Annotated in this window: 11 protein-coding genes; 2 read left to right on the top strand and 9 right to left on the bottom strand. The window is 64.5% G+C overall.

The genetic code is table 11. The features are described from left to right. Positions 1 to 188: 188 nt before the first annotated feature. The 4 genes from ABWV23_RS21840 to ABWV23_RS21825 form a co-directional block, all read right to left on the bottom strand. Positions 189 to 2,288, bottom strand: coding sequence for a calcium-binding protein (locus tag ABWV23_RS21840; protein ID WP_353351729.1), 2,100 nt, complete (start codon positions 2,286 to 2,288; stop codon positions 189 to 191). A 464-nt stretch (positions 2,289 to 2,752) separates the two neighbouring features. Continuing rightward, positions 2,753 to 4,852 carry a calcium-binding protein gene (locus ABWV23_RS21835; protein ID WP_353351727.1) on the bottom strand — a complete coding sequence of 700 codons (2,100 nt, stop codon included), beginning with the start codon at positions 4,850 to 4,852 and terminating at the stop codon, positions 2,753 to 2,755. A gap of 546 nt (positions 4,853 to 5,398) precedes the next feature. Next, positions 5,399 to 6,715 carry an HlyD family type I secretion periplasmic adaptor subunit gene (locus ABWV23_RS21830; protein WP_353351725.1) on the bottom strand — a complete coding sequence of 439 codons (1,317 nt, stop codon included), beginning with the start codon at positions 6,713 to 6,715 and terminating at the stop codon, positions 5,399 to 5,401. Beyond that, positions 6,712 to 8,394 carry a type I secretion system permease/ATPase gene (locus ABWV23_RS21825; protein WP_353351723.1) on the bottom strand — a complete coding sequence of 561 codons (1,683 nt, stop codon included), beginning with the start codon at positions 8,392 to 8,394 and terminating at the stop codon, positions 6,712 to 6,714. Before ABWV23_RS21825 ends, ABWV23_RS21830 begins: the two co-directional genes overlap by 4 nt. Positions 8,395 to 9,108: 714 nt before the next feature. On the opposite strand from ABWV23_RS21825, the gene ABWV23_RS21820 reads away from it, so the two are divergent. Then, positions 9,109 to 10,077 (top strand): helix-turn-helix transcriptional regulator, encoded by a 969-nt coding sequence (locus ABWV23_RS21820; RefSeq protein ID WP_353351721.1) that lies wholly within the window; start codon positions 9,109 to 9,111, stop codon positions 10,075 to 10,077. A gap of 235 nt (positions 10,078 to 10,312) precedes the next feature. Here ABWV23_RS21820 and ABWV23_RS21815 read toward each other — a convergent pair whose 3' ends face one another. Beyond that, positions 10,313 to 11,209 (bottom strand): Crp/Fnr family transcriptional regulator, encoded by an 897-nt coding sequence (locus tag ABWV23_RS21815; protein ID WP_353351719.1) that lies wholly within the window; start codon positions 11,207 to 11,209, stop codon positions 10,313 to 10,315. A 765-nt stretch (positions 11,210 to 11,974) separates the two neighbouring features. Here ABWV23_RS21815 and ABWV23_RS21810 point away from each other — a divergent pair. Next, positions 11,975 to 12,730, top strand: coding sequence for a Crp/Fnr family transcriptional regulator (locus ABWV23_RS21810; protein WP_353351717.1), 756 nt, complete (start codon positions 11,975 to 11,977; stop codon positions 12,728 to 12,730). Between the two features lie 99 nt (positions 12,731 to 12,829). Here ABWV23_RS21810 and ABWV23_RS21805 read toward each other — a convergent pair whose 3' ends face one another. From ABWV23_RS21805 to gmd, 4 genes are all read right to left on the bottom strand, one after another. Continuing rightward, on the bottom strand, positions 12,830 to 14,251 hold the full coding sequence (locus ABWV23_RS21805; RefSeq protein WP_353351731.1) for a mannose-1-phosphate guanylyltransferase/mannose-6-phosphate isomerase: 1,422 nt from the start codon (positions 14,249 to 14,251) through the stop codon (positions 12,830 to 12,832). A 70-nt stretch (positions 14,252 to 14,321) separates the two neighbouring features. After that, a complete protein-coding gene (locus ABWV23_RS21800) occupies positions 14,322 to 15,488 on the bottom strand; it encodes a DegT/DnrJ/EryC1/StrS family aminotransferase (protein WP_353351715.1) in 1,167 nt (388 codons plus the stop codon). After that, the gene (locus tag ABWV23_RS21795) at positions 15,485 to 16,420 is read right to left on the bottom strand and encodes a GDP-L-fucose synthase family protein (RefSeq protein ID WP_353351713.1); all 936 of its coding nucleotides are present in this window, start codon (positions 16,418 to 16,420) and stop codon (positions 15,485 to 15,487) included. The genes ABWV23_RS21800 and ABWV23_RS21795 overlap by 4 nt, the downstream gene beginning before the upstream one ends. 4 nt (positions 16,421 to 16,424) lie before the next feature. After that, positions 16,425 to 17,546: a GDP-mannose 4,6-dehydratase gene (gene gmd / locus ABWV23_RS21790; RefSeq protein ID WP_353351711.1), complete on the bottom strand. Its 1,122-nt coding sequence runs from the start codon at positions 17,544 to 17,546 to the stop codon at positions 16,425 to 16,427. Positions 17,547 to 17,779 lie beyond the last annotated feature (233 nt).

Raw genomic sequence — 17,779 nt, 5'->3', positions numbered from 1 at the left:
GGGAAGACGACCTGCAGCGTTGCGGGACAGGTTGCCCCGCAGATTAAGACAGCGCCCACAAATGGGGCGCTGCCGCGGGGATCGGACCGAGGATGGGGTCTTCTCCGAAGCCCGATTTCCCCGCTGGAGCGCCCTTGGGGGGGCGCCCCGTTCAGGAACGACTCGGGGCCCCGGTCAGGCCCGACCGGTCATGCAACCACCGGGTCATCCGCCAGGTCGATGCACAGCACCCCGTCCTTGATGAAGACATTCCCATCCTGCTCGACGAACTGCTCCGCGATCTCCAACTCGGTCGTGTTGATCGTGGTGTCACCGATGCCCTCGGTCGAGAGGTAGGTGCAGCAGGTCGGCGGCAGGTAGTACGTCGCCTCCCAGCCGGTTTCCGGCATGTCGGGATCGCAGTCGGGCAGGGTCACGCATTTGTCCTCGAACTCGATGATCCCCTTGCCATCGCCGTCCTCGCCGCCCTCCAGCAGGAACGCCATCAGCGCGTCGTTGTCGAAGTATATATCATCCGGGTCGATGCCCTCGAGTTCGGCCACCAGCCCCTCGATCACGACCGAGCCACCGTAGCTCGACGAGATCTTGACGTCCTGGTCGCCGTTGACGAGCTCGGCTGACAGCGATCCCTCGAAGGCAGAGTGGAAGATCACGCGATCCTCCTGGTCTGCGTCGAAGTCCTTGATGATGTTGTTGCCGATCTTGTCGACCGTCGGATCGAAGATGTCATCCTCCGGATCTTCGCAGTCGCCGTCGCCGTTGACATCGACATCGTGGCCGAAGACGAAATCATCGCCATCCGCTTCGCCCCACATGACGTCGTTGCCCTTGTCGGCGATCAGGCAGTCGTCATCCTTGCCGCCGTGCAACTCGTCATTACCCGAGCCGCCAAGCAGGATATCCCTGCCGCCGCCGGCCTGGCCCATGTCACCGTAGAGGGTATCATGGCCATTGTTGCCGTAGACCATGTCGTCACCGTCGCCGCCGTCCAGGATATCGGCTTGGTTGCCACCGTCGAGGTCGTCCTCGCCGGCGCCGCCGAAGAGCCTGTCGCTATCATTGCCACCATCCAGGCAATCGTCGCCGTCGCCGCCGTACAGGGTGTCGTAGCCGTCATCGCCGGCGATCACGTCATCCCCGGCATCGCCGGAGAGCGTATCATCGCCCTTGTTGCCGTGGATCTGGTCGTGGCCCTCGCCACCGCTGACATAATCATCGCCGTCGTCCCCGGCCAGGATGTCGTTGCCGTCCTGTCCGTAGATCTCGTCGTTGTCCAGGCCGCCATTGACCTGGTCGTCGTCCTCGCCGGCATAGATGAGGTCATTGCCCTCGCCGCCGTCGATCAGGTCGCTGGCTTCTCCGAGCGCCGGGTCGCCATCGGCATTGTCACCATAGATGGTGTCGTCGCCGCCACCGCCCTTGATGCAGTCGGCGTTGTCATTGCCCTCGATGAGGTCATCGCCCCAGCCGCCGTCGATCCGGTCATCGCCGCCGCCGCCCTGGATGTTGTCCTCGCCGTCGCCGCCCCAGATCACGTCATCGCCGCGTTGGCCGAGCAGGGCGTCATCGCCGTCGCCGCCATCGATCATGTCGTCGCCCTTGAAGCCGCGGATGGTGTCGTCACCGTCGCCGCCCCAGGCCTTGTCGTTGCCGGTGCCACCGTTGATGTAGTCGTCGCCGGCATTGCCCGCGAGGTAGTCATCGTCGGCGTTGCCGTAAATGACATCATCCCCCGCACCGCCGGACATATAGTCATAGCCCTTGCCGCCGCGCATGGTGTCGTCACCGGACTGGCCGGCCATGCAGTCGTTGCCGTCGTTGCCGTACATGGTGTCGTTGTCGGAGCCGCCGAGCATCACGTCGTTGCCGGTGCCGCCGGTCATGCAGTCGTCGCCGGAGCCGCCGATCATCACGTCGTCACCGTCGCCGCCGTCCAGCAGGTCGGCACCGCCGCCGCCGGCCATCACATCGTCGCCGTCGTTGCCGCAAAGCTGGTCATTGCCTGGCACAGCGCCCAGCTCGTCGCCCAGCAGCGCATCGTTGCCCTTGCCGCCGAACAGGTAATCGTTCCCGCCATCGCCGCGCAGGAAGTCGTCGCCGCCGTTGCCCGCGATGGTGTTGGTGTTGGCATTGCCCGCGACGTGGTCGTCGCCGCCCTTGGCCTTGCCCTTGTTGACACCCGGAATGTCCTTGAAATCCCCGTTGTCGGTATTCGGCGTGCCGCCGAGCCAGATGTTGCCGGGCGCCGCGTTCCAGGCGTCCGTGAAGTTTTTCTTGATAATAGCCATGGTTTTACCCCCAAGGTTCAGGTTTTTGAAAAAGCGCGCCCGCAGATCCGAAGGAAAGCTTCGCCACGAAGTCGCGCACAACCGAAGACTCGATCACTCCCTGTTGCCCCCGTATCCAGCCATTATTCCCGCGCGTCCAATACCCTCATTTGGGGGTGATTTTCCGGCTTTGGGCCCGGGTTTGGACAGGATCCATTCCCGGCCCCGCAGGCGACGAGCCCCCCGGATTCGAGGGGCTCGATCAGCGACCGGTCAAACCCGGCGAAACAGGGTTTTCCTGCATGAAATCAGGGTGGATCAACGAAAAGCAGCGCCCCATGAAACGGGACGCTGCCGCGGGGATCGGACCGAGGATGGGGTCTTCTCCGAAGCCCGATGTCTCCCCGCAGGAGCGCCCCTGGTCGGGGCGCCCCATTCAGGAACAACTCGGGTCCCCCGGTCAGCCGGTCAGGCCAACCCCCCGGTCAGGTCGGCCACCCATCTTCCGGGCGAATGTCGAGGCACAGCACCCCGTCCCTGATGGAGACGTTCGCATCCTGGTCGACGAACTGCTCGGCGATCTCCAGCTCGGTCGTGTTGATCGTGGTGTCACCGATGTTCTCGGTCGAGAGATCCGTGCAGCAGGGCCGCGGCAGGTAGTATTTCGCCTCCCAGCCGGTTTCCGGCATGTCGGGATCGCAGTCGGGCAGGGTCACGCATTTGTCCTCGAACTCGATGATCCCCTTGCCGTCGCCGTCCTCGCCGGTCTTCAGCAGGAACTCCATCAGCGCGTCGTTGTCGAAGTACGGATCGGACGGGTCGATGCCCTCCATCTCGGCCACCAGCCCCTCGATCACGACCGAGCCACCGAAGCTCGAGGTGATCTTGACGTCCTGGTCGCCGTTGACGAGCTCGGCTGACAGCGATCCCTCGAAGGCGGAGTGGAAGATCACGCGATCCTCCTGATCGTTGTCGAAGTCCTTGATGATGTTGTCGCCGATCTCATCGACCGTCGGATCGAAGATGTGATCCTCCTTGTCGTCGCAGTCGCCGTCGCCGTTGACATCGACATCGTGGCCGAAGACGAAATCATCGCCATCCGCTTCGCCCCACATCACGTCGTTGCCCGCGTCGGCGATCAGGCAGTCGTCATCCTTGCCGCCGTGCAGCTCGTCGTTGCCTTCGCCGCCAAGCAGGATATCCCTGCCGCCGCCGGCCTGGCCCTTGTCACCATAGAGGACATCGTCGCCGTCGTTGCCGTAGACCATGTCGTCGCCGTCGCCGCCGTCCAGGACATCGTTTCCGGTGCCGCCGTCGAGGTCATCCTCGCCCGTGCCGCCGTAGAGCCTGTCGTTGTCATCGCCGCCATCCAGGCAATCGTCGCCGTCGCCACCGTACAGGGTGTCGTAGCCGGCATCACCGGCGATCACGTCGTTGCCGGCATCGCCGGAGAGCGTGTCATTGCCGTTGTTGCCGTGGATCTGGTCGTGGCCTTCGCCGCCGCTGACATAGTCGTTACCTTCATCGCCGGCCAGGATGTCGTTGCCGTCCTGACCGAAGATGCGGTCGTTGTCATCGCCGCCATTGACCTGGTCGTCGTCCTCGCCGGCATAGATGAGGTCATTGCCCTCGCCGCCGTCGATCAGGTCGCTGGCCTCTCCGAGCGCCGGGTCGCCATCGGCATTGTCACCGAAGATGGTGTCGTCGCCGCCACCGCCCTTGATGCAGTCCGCGTTGTCGTTGCCCTCGATGAGGTCATTGCCCCAGCCGCCGTCGATCAGGTCATCGCCGCCGCCGCCCTGGATGGTATCCATGCCGTCGCCGCCCCAGATCTTGTCATCGCCGCGCTGGCCGAGCAGAGCGTCATCGCCGTCGTTGCCGTCGATCACGTCGTCGCCGTTGAAGCCGCGGATGGTGTCGTCACCGCTGCCACCAAGGGCCAGGTCATCGCCGAAGCCGGCGTTGATGTAATCATCGCCCTCATTGCCCGCGAGGTAGTCGTGACCGGCGTTGCCGTAAAGGATATCGTCCCCTTTGCCGCCGGACATCATGTCCCGGCCTCCTCCACCGCGCATGGTGTCATCGCCGGACTGGCCGGCCATGCAGTCGTTGCCGGCGTTGCCATACATGGTGTCGTCGTCGGCACCACCGAGCATCATGTCATGACCGGCGCCGCCGACCATGCAGTCCTCGCCGGTGCCGCCGATCATCAGGTCGTTGCCGGAGCCGCCGTCCATCGCGTCGTTGCCGCCGCCGCCGGCCATCACGTCGCGGCCACCGCCACCGCTGAGCTGGTCATGGCCTTGCACGCCGCCCAGCTCGTCGCCCAGCAGCGCGTCGCCGCCTGCGCCGCCGAACAGGTAATCGTTCCCGGCATCACCGCGCAGGAAGTCCCTGCCGCCATTGCCGTGGATGGTGTTGGCATTGGCATTGCCCGCGACGTGGTCGTCGCCGCCAAAGGCCTTGCCCTTGTTGACGCCCGGAATGTCCTTGAAATCGCCGTTGTCGGTATTCGGCGTGCCGCCGAGCCATACATTGCCAGACACCGCGTTCCAGGCTTCCGTGAAGGTCTTGAAGATACCCATGGTTTTACCCCCAAAGTTCAGGTTTGAAAAAGCACGACCGCAGGTCCGAAGGAAAACTCCGGCACGATGTCGCGCACAACCGGTGGTGAAACTGACCCCAGTCGCGCATGAAAAAGCGCGACCCCTTGCGTAATCGAGTTTATCGTCGTTATTACGCGTCTCTTACACGAATCAATTAACCCCTGTCGTGCCCCCATTCAGCCATCAACGGGGGATTCCCAATACCCTCATTTGGGGGTGATTTGCGGGATATCCCGGGTTTTTTTCAAATATTCCAATTCTCTAAGGGATAGGTCGTTGGAGGGGCCGAAGCGGGACGGCGCCTCTTGCCTGCGCCTGCCGCGCATGGGTCATTCAACAGGTTGAAAGGGTGTGACAAAAAATGACGACCGCCCTGCGGGAGCCCCGGGATGTGCCAACCCGGTCGCGTGGTTTCTGTTCCGATATGATGCAGGTCCGGAAAATGGAACCGCGGGCGAACCGGTAAAAACCGGCGCCCGCAATTCAAGGTATTGCCGCCTGCCAGGCCCCGTTTCAGATCCGGTTTCAGGCCCCGTCCCGCATCGCCTTTTGGAAATAGCGGGTAATCGGCCGTGTCAAATAGGCCATCGGCGTGTGCTCTCCGGTCCGGATGAAGGTTTCCGCCGGCATTCCGGGAATCAGGACCTGCCCCTCGGGAAGTTTTTCGATCTCGGATTTGGGCAATTCGATCTCGGCCCGGTAATAGGAGCGGCCCGATTGCGGATCGCTGAAGGCATCGGGCGAGACCCGCGTGACGCGCCCGATCAGGTCGGGCGTCGAGCGCATGTCGAAGGCGCTGAAGCGCAGGATCACCTCCTGGTTCGGAGAGACCTTGTTCACGTCCGCGGCATCGACCTCTGCCGCGATGATCAGCGGCCGGTCCTTCGGGACGATGTACAGGATCGGATCGGCGGATTTGATCACCGACCTGGGACCGAACAGGCGGACGTCATAGGCGATCCCGGCGACCGGCGCACGGATTTCCATCCGATCAAGCCGCGTCAGCAGCGCCCGGCGCCGTTCAGCCATCTCCATCTCGTTGAACTGGAGATCGCGCAACACCGTGATCGCCTCTTCGCGGCGCTGGGTGTGCAGCCGGAGCAGCTGGATGCTCAGTTCGGAAATCCGTTCGGTCGCCTCGGCCCGGCGCGAGGTCAGCTCGCCCATCAGGCCGGCCAGCCGCGCCTCCTCGCGCCGCAGGGCCAGCACCCTGGAGTTCTGGGCAAGGCCCTTTTCCAGCAGGGTCTCCTGGGTCGTGGTCTCTTCCGCGATCAAGGCGACCTGGCGGTCGACGGCCACCATCTGGGCATCGATCCCCTCGATCTGCTTTTCCAGCTGCTGCTTCTGGTTCTCGAGCTGGGTGGCCGATTTCTCCAGGTTGTCGAGCCGGGCCCGGAACAGGCGTTCCTGGCCCTCGAGGAGTGTCCTGACCTCGGGGTCCCTCTCGGCGACCTCCATCAGGGCCGGGTCGAAGGTGATGCTGTCACGCTCCTCGCGTTCGACCTCGAGCCGGCCGCGCCGCGCCATCAGCTCGTAAAGCTGGCCCTCGACGATCTTCAGCTCCGACAGGCTCAGGGTCGGATCGAGCCTGACCAGCAACTCGCCCTCGCTGACGATATCGCCCTCCTGGACGAAGATCTTGTCGACGACCCCGCCCTCGAGATGCTGCACCGCCTGTCGGTTGCGATCCACCACGATCCGGCCCGGGGCCAGGACCGCCCCGTCGATCTCGGCCCGCATGGCCCAGGCGCCGAAGCCCCCGAGCATCAGGATGATGGTGCCGAAGCCCACCAGCATGGGCACGAAGGACGGCGCGACGCCGGTTTCGGTTTTCCGGCTCATGCGACACCCCCCACCGTCTTCCTGGTTTTGTGAAGGACCTGAACATTGGCCAGCATCTCGGACATGACCTTTTCACGCGGGCCCCAGGCGACGCGCTGGCCGTTCTCGAGCACCAGCAACTTGTCGCATTCCTTGATGGCCGAGGGCCGGTGCGCCATGATCAGCACGGCGTTGCCGTCCTGTTTCATGGTGATCACCGCCTTGTTCAGGGCGATCGACCCCTCGTTGTCGAGGTTCGAGTTCGGCTCGTCGAGCACCAGCAGGACCGGATCGCCATAAAGCGCGCGCGCCAGCCCGATCCGTTGCACCTGTCCGCCCGACAATTGCGTGCCGATGGTGCGGACCGGGGTGTTGTACCCCTGCGGCAGCGTCAGGATCAGCTCATGGGCCGCCGCCTTGCGGGCCGCCTCGATCACCTTCTCGTCGTCGAAATCCGAGGCCAGCCGGGCAATGTTCTCGGCGACCGTGCCATCGAACAGGGTGACCCGCTGCGGCAGGTAGCCGATGTAATGGGCCAGGCGTTCCGGGTGGTACTGATTCAGCGGCGCCCCATCCAGCGAGATCTTGCCGCCCGCCAGCGACCAGATGCCGGTGATGCTGCGGGCCAGGGTGGATTTCCCCGATCCGCTGGGGCCGATCACGCCGACGGCCTCTCCCGGCCGCACGCTGAAGCTGATCTGGCGCAACGTCGGCTGGCGGCCCTCGGGCGGCACCACGGTGATCTTGTCGACATCCAGCCGCGCCCGCGGACGCGGCAGTTCGACCGCCACCTTGTCCTCGCGCACCTCGGACAGCAGGTTCACCAGGTTGTCCCAGCCGCGCCGCGACCGCTGCACCACGGCCCATTGGTTCACGACGGTTTCGACCGGCGCCAGCGCCCGGCCCAGCAGGATCGAGGCGGCGATCATGACGCCCGGCGTCACCTCGCCGCGCAGGACGAGATAGGCCCCGAGGGCCAGCATGGAGGATTGCAGGAACAGCCTGAAGGTCTTTGACAGGGTCTGGAAACTTCCGCCCAGGTCACTGGCCCGCACGCCCTGCTGAAGGCTGCGTTGCCGCACCTTGGTCCATTGCCGAAAGGCATTCGACTGCATCCCCAGGCTGCGGATCGTCTCGGCCTCGTTCTGCACCAGATCGGAGTAATGTTCCGACAGGTAGCCCGCCGCGGCGGCCTTGACCGAGGAGACCTTGGTGGTCAGCTGATTGAACACCGCCGACAGGATGAGCACGCTGCCGCCGGCGACGGCGGCCAGCCCCAGCCAGGGGTGAAACAGGGAAATGCCGACCATGTAGATCGGCGCCCAGGGCGCATCGAACAGGGCCGCAAACACCGGTGAGGAATAGTAGCGCTGGATCGATTCGAGATCTTTCAGCTGGCTGCCGCGCTTGGCCATCTCGTTCAGGTCCTGGTCGGTCGATGTCTTCTTGATCATCGCCTCGAAGACGCGGCGGTCCAGCCGGGCCTGGAAATTGGCCCCCATCCGGGTCAGCACCCGTCCGCGCGCCCAATCGACCAGCCCCATGGTGAGAAAGAGAAAGGCGACAACCCCGAACAGCGCCGCCAGGGTTTCCTCCGAGCGCGACCCCAGCACACGGTCATAGGTCTGGAGCATGAAAAGCGGCCCGGTCAGCATCAGGATATTGAGGAAAACGCTGAAAAAGCCCGCGGACCAATACAAGGACCGAAGCTGTCGTTTTGTTTCGCGTAATTCAGACAAGCCTAGAGAATAATCTACTTTCGCCATAATGACCCCCGCCATGACCCCGGACTTTCCCGCGCAAGCCCCTCAAAACAGTCTTTGCGTTAATCCGGTATCGTCCGACTCAGAATGCTATGACCCATTTGCGCGACGGTCATTGACGAAAATCATCGGGCGCGGCAGGCGCGAAATGACCGCCGCCTCTCCGGGGGGTGACGCCCGGGGCTGCAGGATCTGTCCGCGCCTGCCATGCCCTGCGTACGGCTCGGGAGAGCCGTCATAAATTACTGATTATTAACATGAAAAGTAAATTCCCCATCCCGGTTCCGACCGGGGCCGGCCGGGCCGCTGCGCCCGGGGGTGCGGGCGATTCGCCATGCGTGACCGCCCCGGTCGGGGGCATTCGGAGACCGGCGCCCGGACATGTGAGAGGGGAAATGCGGGGGAAAATGCGGACCGGCGTTTTTCAGTATCCGGAATTGATAGCTGTCAATGAAATTTATTGCGGGACTCTGTCTTCTGCGGGGAGCGCGCGATTTTTACAAAGCGCGGGGGGCGCCTCTGATGCTGTCAATTTCAGAGGCTGAGGGGGTTATTGTCATGAAGAATTTCCGAGAGCGCGGAGAAATCCGCTTTCGTCGAGCCGAGTTTTCCGATCAATTCTGTGTCGGCGGCAATATTTCAATGGTATTGATGGCGTTTTTCGACGGCCAGACCGGGGCGCTTATCGAATCCTGGACCGGCCGCCGCAATTGCGCCGCCGAGGGCTGTGCCCAGACCATGATGAAGACGACCCAGGCGCAACTGGCCGTCTGGGTGGCGATGAAGACGAAACAGCAGCCGGTCGCCGCCGCCGAGGGTCCCGATCCCGCGCCGATCCTTCTCAAGACGAAAGATTACATCATCGGCATCGGCACCCCGACCAACGGCATCCACCCGGTACTGGCGCTGCCCTGTGGCGGCGACCGGGACCTGGAGGCGCGCCGGGCGCTGATGCGGATCGGCCTGGCCTATGTGACCCAGCAGCTCAACGAAGAGATGTTCGAGCGCAGCGCCTGGATGGAGGGCATGGTGGACGCGGCGATGCAGGTGCTTTCGATCCAGTTCCTTGTCGTGACCACGGAGGGCGAGATCCGGTTTGACAGCCGGCAGGGCCAGGCGCGCGAGGACGGGAAATGCGGATGGCTGGTGTGCAACGGTCACCTGGCCCTGACCTCCGAGCAGGCGAACACGGAACTGCAGGAGGCGATTCGCGCCGCCGTCTCACCCGAGCGGCGCACCTCGATCGTGTCGGTCTTCACGGCGCCGGGCGTTGCGCGGCTGCTGGTGGTGACCCCGCTGGCGGCGCAGGACGAGACCCTGGCGCTGGTGCTGTTCGAGAACGAGCAGACCGACCATTTCAAGCTGCGCGAGCATTTCTTCAGCGCCTACGGGCTGACCCGGTCGGAGAGCCAGATCGCCCATGAGATCCTGGGCGGGCATTCCATTACCGAGGCGGCCGAGGCGCGCAACCTCTCCCCCTCCACCGTGCGCAGCTACATGAAACAGGTGTTTTCCAAGACCGGCACCCACCGGCAGAGCGAACTGATCTCGCTGTACTTCAGCTCGATCCTGCCGCTGACCGCCGGGCCGAACATGCCCCGGGGCATCCCTCTTCAGTAAAATGCCCCCGCCTTGGGGGCCCAATGGCATGCGGGCGGCCGTTGGCCGGCCGGTGATCGGCGTGCTCGGGTCGGGGGGAAGGGGCATCTTCCCCGGCAGTCCAGGCAGTGGGGGATGCAAGGACCACCGGGGATGCGCAAGCCACGGTCCGGCAAGATGGGACAGGCTTGGGGCCGTCCCGTGGCTTTCACTTCGAAAAAGACAGGCCGCGCGGAAAAGACGGGCCCGGGCGCGGTCACCGCATGGGAAGGGGCGTGGCCGGCCGCACCGGTTTGACGCGTTCGGGTTTGATCCCCCTGGCGGTCTTGAGCCCCCGGGTTCCACCGCGCGCAAGCGGCGCAGGGCCCGCGGGCCCCGGCGCCGGCTGCGATGAAAGGGCCGTCTTAGGGTCTGCTTTCATGCCGACCGTCTCGGCCAGCGCGGCCAGGTCATGGATGCGATACCGGTTCTGCGGCAAGGTTTCCACCAGCCCGGTCTGGGCAAGCCTGGTCATGGTGCGGCTGATCGTTTCCACCGAGGTGTTCGACATGTCCGCCCAGTCCCGGCGCGACAGGTCGATGGTCACGATCAGGCTGCCGTCGGGCATCGGATCGGTCGGCATGATCCCGGTCATGATCACCAGGAAGGCGATCAGCCGCTCCTGGCTGGACAGGGCGCTGCGCAGCCACAGCAGGTCAAGCTGCTTGTTCCGAAGCTCGAGGATCCCGCGCAGGATCTGGTGCCGGAACCGGGGGCTTTGGGCCATCATCGCCGCCAGGCCCGCCTCGCTGAAATGGCAGATTTCGGCATCGGTCGCCGCCTCCAGCGCATAGGAGGTGCTGAGCCCGGGAAGGCTGCCGACCAGGTTGCCGGGGCGGATCAGCCAGAGAATCATCCGCCGCCCGTCGCTGTTGACGTGCTCGCCGCGCAGGTAGCCGCGTTTCAGAACCCCCAGGAAACCGGGTTTCGCGCCCTCTTCGAAAAGACTGCTGTCGCGGGAATAGGCGACGGTCTTGTTCCTCAGGGCCGCCAGCGATCCCGCCTTGTCCAGGGTCCGACAGAAGACCTCGCCGCGCAGCGCACAGCTGCCGCAGGGGTTCCCCCCGCGCGACGACGCGCCGTTGCCCGTGGGTTTGTCAAAATATGTTGCCACGCCCTCTGTCCCTTCGTTTTCCGCGTCGGCCTGTGACGGACAGGGAGGCGCGGCGCGCGTGGCGCTTGGCGCAAGGATCCTTGTCGTTCCGTCGAAAGCCATCGCGCGCTAAATCCGCGATGGCCTTCAGCAGTGCCGGCGGGCTGTGTCCGCCCCGATTTCCGTCTCCGCCAGGTTCAGCGGACCGGTGAGGCGATTGAAATGTCTTGGTCTCAGATTGCCTTGTTGGTGATGATCCCGGTGATGAGGGAGGAATGGGGGTGAACGTCTCTTGATGCCGCGCCGGGCGCCGCCGCCCCGGTGCGGGGGCTGTCGCAAACCTGTCTGTCGCCCCTGCCCGAGGGCAGGATCGGGCACGTGATTCGACCGGGCCGTGCCGATGGTTTTCAGCAGCCCGTCCGTCAGGACGCGGCCCCCCTCGACAATACGGGGGCGGCGCGCCTGTGCTATTTTTTTAAGCGATGTCAGGAGTCCGGTCGCAAACATCTGTATAGTGACCCCAAAAATTAACTTATAATCAACTTATATTGATTCGGACGACAAGACGCATTGACAGTTATCAACTGACTTCTCTGCAGGCACCGAAGGGCGTTTCTTGCCACGATTGCCCCTGACCGGGCGCCGACATCCGGGGCCGAGGCCCGACACTGACCCGGCCCGTGCCTGAAAAATATGCGGCCGGCATGGGCCGATCCGCACCACGCGATTTGACCCGCGCGTTTTGACCCGCCGAAGAAGGTCGTTCCATTATGAACAGGTACACCATTGACTCGAGCTACTGGATCCCCGGCTGACAAGGACGATTGCGACCTTTCGAAACTGGAGGCCTTCAGCGGGCTGAGCCAGCCGCTCGTTGCCGAGCTCGAGAAGATCTGCAGACCGATGACCTATCCGGCGGAGACGACGCTGATCGGGATGGGCGAGACCCCCGAGTATTTCGGATACGTGAGACGCGGCATCCTGCGCATGCAAAGGGTCCATCTCGACGGGACCGGGCAGATCGTCGGCCTGGTGGCCGAGGGCGACGTGTTCGGCCCGCTGTTCGAGGGGATCTCGGAGGTGGCCATCGAATCCGTGACCGAGGTCTCCATCCTGAACTTCCGGCGGGGCCCGTTCGAGGCCCTGATGTCCCGGTCTGTCGAGCTGGAACAGTTCATGCTGCAGAAACTCATGATCGATCTCGACCGCACCCGCGACTGGATGCTCGTCCTTCTGAACCGCAAGGTCACCGAACGGCTTGCCGGGTTCCTCGTGGTCCTGTGCATCCGCTACGCGAATGTCGACCATCTTGTCCGCTGGGACGACGGCCGCCTGGAGATCCGGGTGCCGATCAGCCGGTGCGATCTGGCCAGCCTGCTGGGCACGCGGGTGGAATCCGTCAGCCGCGCCTTCAGCGCCCTCGCCAAGCGGGGGATCATCCACTCCAAGACCCCCTATCTCGTCGAGGTCCGGGATGTCCGGAAACTCCTGGAAGAAGCCGGTGGAGAAATCACCAGCGCCGTGACCGGGTTGCGCATCTGATCCCCGCGCGCCGCGATTGAAACCGCCATCGCCCGGGGCGATCAACAGGCTCTGAAAAGCCCGCCAGACCGCATGCCCGGCGCAAGGGCGCCCCTGTCGTCACTCCCGGGCGTAGACGTCTTCATAGCGGATGATGTCGTCCTCGCCGAGGTAGGAACCGGTCTGCACCTCGATCAGCACCATCGGCACCTTGCCGGGGTTTTCCATCCGGTGCACCGCGCCCAGCGGGATATAGACCGACTGGTTCTCGCTGATCAGCTTGACCTCATCGTCCACCGTCACCCGGGCCGTGCCCTCGACCACGATCCAGTGCTCGGACCGGTGATGGTGGCTTTGCAGGGAGAGCGCGGCGCCGGGATGCACCACGATGCGCTTGACCTGGAACCGGCCGCCGACGATCAGGCTTTCATACCAGCCCCAGGGCCGGTAATCGCGCGGCAGCTGCACCGCCTGGCTGATGCCTTTTGCCTTCAGTTCGGCAACCGCGTCTTTGACCCGCTGGGCTTCGGATTTATGGGCCACCAGAACCGCGTCGGGCATTGCCACCACCAGCATGTCGTTGAGCCCGATGCCGACCACCTGCTGGCCGTCGCTTTCCGAGCGCAACAGCGTATCGCGGCAATCCAGGGCGGTGGCCTCGTCGGAACAGACATTGCCGGCCGCGTCGGGGCCGCTTTCCAGCCAGACCGCATCCCAGCCGCCCAGATCCGACCAGCCATCGCCATAGGGCATCACCGCCAGGTTATCGGCCTTTTCCATGATCGCGTAATCGACCGAGATATCCTCGGCCCCGGACCAGGCGTCAGGATCAAGACGGGTAAAGCCAAGATCGGCATCGGCCCCGGCCAGCGCCTGTTCCACCGCCGCGACCATCGCCGGGGCGTGGCGGCGATAGGCGGCGAGGACGGTCTGGGCGGTGAACAGGAAAATCCCCGCATTCCACAGGAAATTGCCCGCCGCCACCATCTCGGAGGCGCGCGCCGCCTCGGGTTTTTCCACGAACCGGGCCAGCGCCTGCGGCTCGGCGGCATTGGCATCGCTGCCAGCGGCCAGTTCAAGATAGCCATAGCCGGTTTCGGCCCGGGTCGGCGCGATTCCGAAGGTGACCAGGTCGCCCGCCTGCGCCCGTGGGACCGCGGCCCGTACCGCGGCGCAGAACCGGTCGGCTTCGGGGATGACGTGATCGGATGGCGCCACCAGCATCAGCGCGGTTTCGTCCTTTTGCGCCAGCCACAGGGCGGCGGCCAGAATGGCCGGGGCGGTATTGCGCCCCTCGGGTTCGATCAGGATGCCCGACGGGGCCATTTCGATCTGGGCCAGCTGTTCGGTGACGATGAAGCGGAACGGATCACCGGTCACCACCACCGGGGCGGCAAACCCATCCCCCGCCAGCCGCCGCGCCGAGGCCTGAAACAGGCTTTCCTCGCTCATCAGCTTGGCAAATTGCTTGGGGTAGCTCTTGCGCGACAATGGCCAGAGCCGGGTGCCGGAGCCGCCGCAGAGGAGAATGGGGTGAACCATCGGGAAAACAGGCGCGATCATGTCAAATCATACCTTTTCAAATCATTTTCTGGAACTGGCGCGGAGGCTATCAGAGCCGCGCCAGCGCCTCGATCGCCTCGGGGATGGGGTAATGCTGGTTGCCGACGAAGAGCCCGTTGGCGTCAATGTAATCGGCGTTCTCGAGCGTGCCGTGGATGACGTGGTCGATATGGGCCATCACCGGGTTCTTGGCAAAATTGCCCGCCACGATCGGCCGGCATTCGAAACCGGCGCTGGTCAGCGCGCGCACCAGGTCGCGGCGGTCCTCTCCGGCATCGGGGCGCAGCACCAGGCTGAACCCGAACCAGGAGCTTTCGCCGATCTCGCGCTGGATCATGAACCGGGGGTGGTTGCCCAGTCGGGCCTGGACCAATGCCCCGTTGGCGCGCCGCGCCGCGATCAGCCCGGGCAGTTTCTTCAGCTGGGCGCGCCCCAGCGCGCCGGACATCTCCAGAGGCCGCAGGTTGTAACCCGGCAGCACGAAGCGGAAGCTTTCCTCGAAGGGATCGTCGCTTTTTTCGCCGGTGACGTGGTTGAACTTGGGCAGGTTGCGGGTCCAGCCATGGGCGCGCAGGCTGAGCATCACGTGGTAAAGTTCCTCGTCGTCGGTCACCACCATGCCGCCCTCCATGGTGGAGATGTGATGCGAGAAGAACGAGGAATAGCTGCCCATTACCCCGAAGGTGCCGGTCTGGCGGCCGTTGAAACTGGCGCCCATGCTTTCGCAATTGTCCTCGATCATCACGATGTCACGGCCCGCCGTGATCGCCTCGATCCGGGAAAAATCATTGGGGTTGCCCAGAAGGTTGACCACCATGATGGCGCGGGTCCGGTCGCTGACCGCCTCGGAGAGCGCCTCGAGGTCATAGTTCAGCGTCGCCAGGTCGATATCGACGAATTTCAGCCGCAGCCCGTATTGCGACAGCGGGAAATAGGTGGTCGACCAGCTCACCGCCGGCACGATGATCTCGTCGCCGCGTTGCAGTTTCAGCGCCTCATTGCCGGTAAAGAACAGCGCCGCGGTCATCAGCAGGTTGGCCGATGAGCCGGAATTGACCATGACCGCGTATCTGGCGCCGAAATGGGCGGCGAACTCGGCCTCGAAGGCGGCAACCTCGGGGCCCATGGAATACATGTCCGAGGCGATCACGCGCTGCAGCGCGTCGTATTCCTCCTGGTCCCAGGACGAGGCGGCAAGCGGGAAAAGAACACTCATGCGGCGTGATGCTCCAGATAATGACGATAGGTCTGCGCGATGCCGTCGCGCAGCGCAGTCGGCGCCGACCAGCCCCAGGCGGCCTGGCGGTCGGTGGCGCAGAGTTTCTGCTTCATGCCGACGGGTTTCGACAGGTCGTGGGTAAAGCGGCCGGTCCAGCCCACCACCTCGGCCACGGTGGCATAGTAATCGTTGATCGTGTGGTCATGGCCCAGCCCGATGTTCATCGCCCCGGGCAGGGTGTCGATCCCCGCCGCCGCCTTCCAGACCGCGTCGGCCAGGTCGCCGGCGAACATGAACTCGCGCCGGGCGGTGCCGTCGCCCCAGATCTCGACACTCTCGAGGCCCTGCACCTTTGCCTCATGCACCTTGTGGATGATGGCCGGGACCAGGTGCGAATGCTTGGGGTCGAACTTGTCATGAAGCCCGTAGAGGTTGCAGGGGATCAGCGTCTTGTACTGCGCGGCTTCGTCCTCGCGGCGGATGTAATCGCACAGCCGCATGGTCACGATCTTGGCCAGGGCATAGCCCTCGTTGGTCGGCTCCAGCTCGCCGGTCAGGACCATCTCTTCGCGCAAGGGGTTGGGCGCCGCGCGCGGGTACATGCAGGTCGAGGCCAGGTTCAGCAGCTTCCGGACACCGGTCCGATGCGCCGCCATCACCAGGTTGCGCCCCATCGCCAGGTTCTGGTCGAGAAAGGCGACCGGATGCGCCATGTTGGCCTGGATGCCGCCGACCCGGCCAGCGGCATGGATCACCATGTCGGGGCGGTGGCGGTCAAGGAATGCCTCGACCGCAGCGGCATCGGTCAGATCGAGCTCGGCGCTGCCCGGTGCCAGCACGGTCCAGTCCCGCGCTGCCGGATGCGCCCGGATGTTGCGCCCTACCATGCCGGTCCCGCCGGTCAGCAGCAGCCGGCCCTTGCCCGCCATCGCCTCACTCCTCCCGCGACATCGGGGCGCTGTAGCCGTGATCGGCCAGGATCCGGGCGCGCCGCGCCGCATCGAGATCCTCGGCCACCATCTCGGCGCACATCTCCTGCGCGGTGATCTCGGGCGACCAGCCCAGCTTGGCCTTGGCCTTGGCCGGATCGCCCAGCAGAGTTTCCACCTCGGCCGGGCGGAAATAGCGCGGGTCGATGCGCAGCACCACGTCGCCCGGTTTCAGCGCCGGCGCCTTGTCGCCCTCGATCGCCGCGACCACTGCCACCTCGTCGACGCCCGTGCCCTCGAACCGCAGGGCGATCCCCAGCTCCGCCGCCGACCAGGTGATGAATTCCCGCACCGAGTACTGCTTGCCGGTGGCGATGACGAAATCGTCGGGGGCCTCCTGCTGCAGCATCATCCACTGCATGCGCACGTAATCCTTGGCATGGCCCCAGTCGCGCAAACTGTCGATATTGCCCATGTACAGACACTCATCGAGCCCCTGCGCGATATTGGCCAGCCCGCGGGTGATCTTGCGGGTGACAAAGGTCTCGCCGCGCCGCGGGCTCTCGTGGTTGAACAGGATGCCGTTGCACGCATAGATGCCATAGGCCTCGCGGTAGTTCACCGTGATCCAGTAGGCATACATCTTGGCCACAGCATAGGGGCTGCGCGGATGGAACGGCGTGGTCTCGGTCTGCGGCGTCTCCTGCACCAGACCATAAAGTTCCGAGGTCGAGGCCTGGTAGAACCGCGTGGTCTTTTCCAGTCCGAGAAAGCGGATCGCCTCCAACAGCCGCAGCGCCCCCATGGCATCGACGTCGGCGGTATACTCGGGGGCCTCGAAACTCACCGCCACATGGCTCTGCGCGCCGAGGTTATAGACCTCGTCGGGGCGCACCTCGGAGAGGATGCGGGTCAGGTTCGAACTGTCGGTCAGATCACCGTAATGCAGCTTGAGCCGGGCCTGGTTGGCATGGGGATCCTCGAAGATATGGTCGATCCGCTGGGTGTTGAACAACGAGGCCCGGCGCTTGATGCCATGCACCTCGTAGCCCTTCTCCAGCAGAAACTCCGCCAGATAGGAGCCGTCCTGCCCGGTGATCCCGGTGATGAGGGCGCGTTTTGTCATGCATTCTCTCTCGTGGCTGCCGCGAGGCATACCCCGCCCCGACCCCGCAGCTTTCGCATATTTCCCGGGGGGGGCGCCAGAGGCGTAGCCGTCGTCGGCTGACCACAGCCCTCAAACCGCCTCGAACTGGGTCCGGTTCAACGTCATGGCACCGTCCCGGACGTAAGCATTCGGCGTAGGCCGCAGGGAGCTCAACGCGCTCGATGGCCTTAACGGAATGCACCGTGTTGAGC

This window comes from Aquicoccus sp. SU-CL01552, from assembly GCF_040365005.1.
Classification (GTDB): domain Bacteria; phylum Pseudomonadota; class Alphaproteobacteria; order Rhodobacterales; family Rhodobacteraceae; genus Antarcticimicrobium.
The sequence above is the reverse complement of the archived record's forward strand: the minus strand, read 5'-3'. Positions and strand labels throughout refer to the sequence as shown.

Bases quoted from the DNA above. Each gene is read 5' to 3' on its own strand.
- ABWV23_RS21830 (WP_353351725.1), bottom strand. From the start codon at position 6,715: ATGAGCCGGAAAACCGAAACCGGCGTCGCGCCGTCCTTCGTGCCCATG.
- ABWV23_RS21820 (WP_353351721.1), top strand. From the start codon at position 9,109: ATGGCGTTTTTCGACGGCCAGACCGGGGCGCTTATCGAATCCTGGACC.
- ABWV23_RS21795 (WP_353351713.1), bottom strand. From the start codon at position 16,420: ATGGCGGGCAAGGGCCGGCTGCTGCTGACCGGCGGGACCGGCATGGTA.
- ABWV23_RS21835 (WP_353351727.1), bottom strand. From the start codon at position 4,852: ATGGGTATCTTCAAGACCTTCACGGAAGCCTGGAACGCGGTGTCTGGC.
- ABWV23_RS21800 (WP_353351715.1), bottom strand. From the start codon at position 15,488: ATGAGTGTTCTTTTCCCGCTTGCCGCCTCGTCCTGGGACCAGGAGGAA.
- ABWV23_RS21805 (WP_353351731.1), bottom strand. From the start codon at position 14,251: ATGGTTCACCCCATTCTCCTCTGCGGCGGCTCCGGCACCCGGCTCTGG.
- gmd (WP_353351711.1), bottom strand. From the start codon at position 17,546: ATGACAAAACGCGCCCTCATCACCGGGATCACCGGGCAGGACGGCTCC.
- ABWV23_RS21840 (WP_353351729.1), bottom strand. From the start codon at position 2,288: ATGGCTATTATCAAGAAAAACTTCACGGACGCCTGGAACGCGGCGCCC.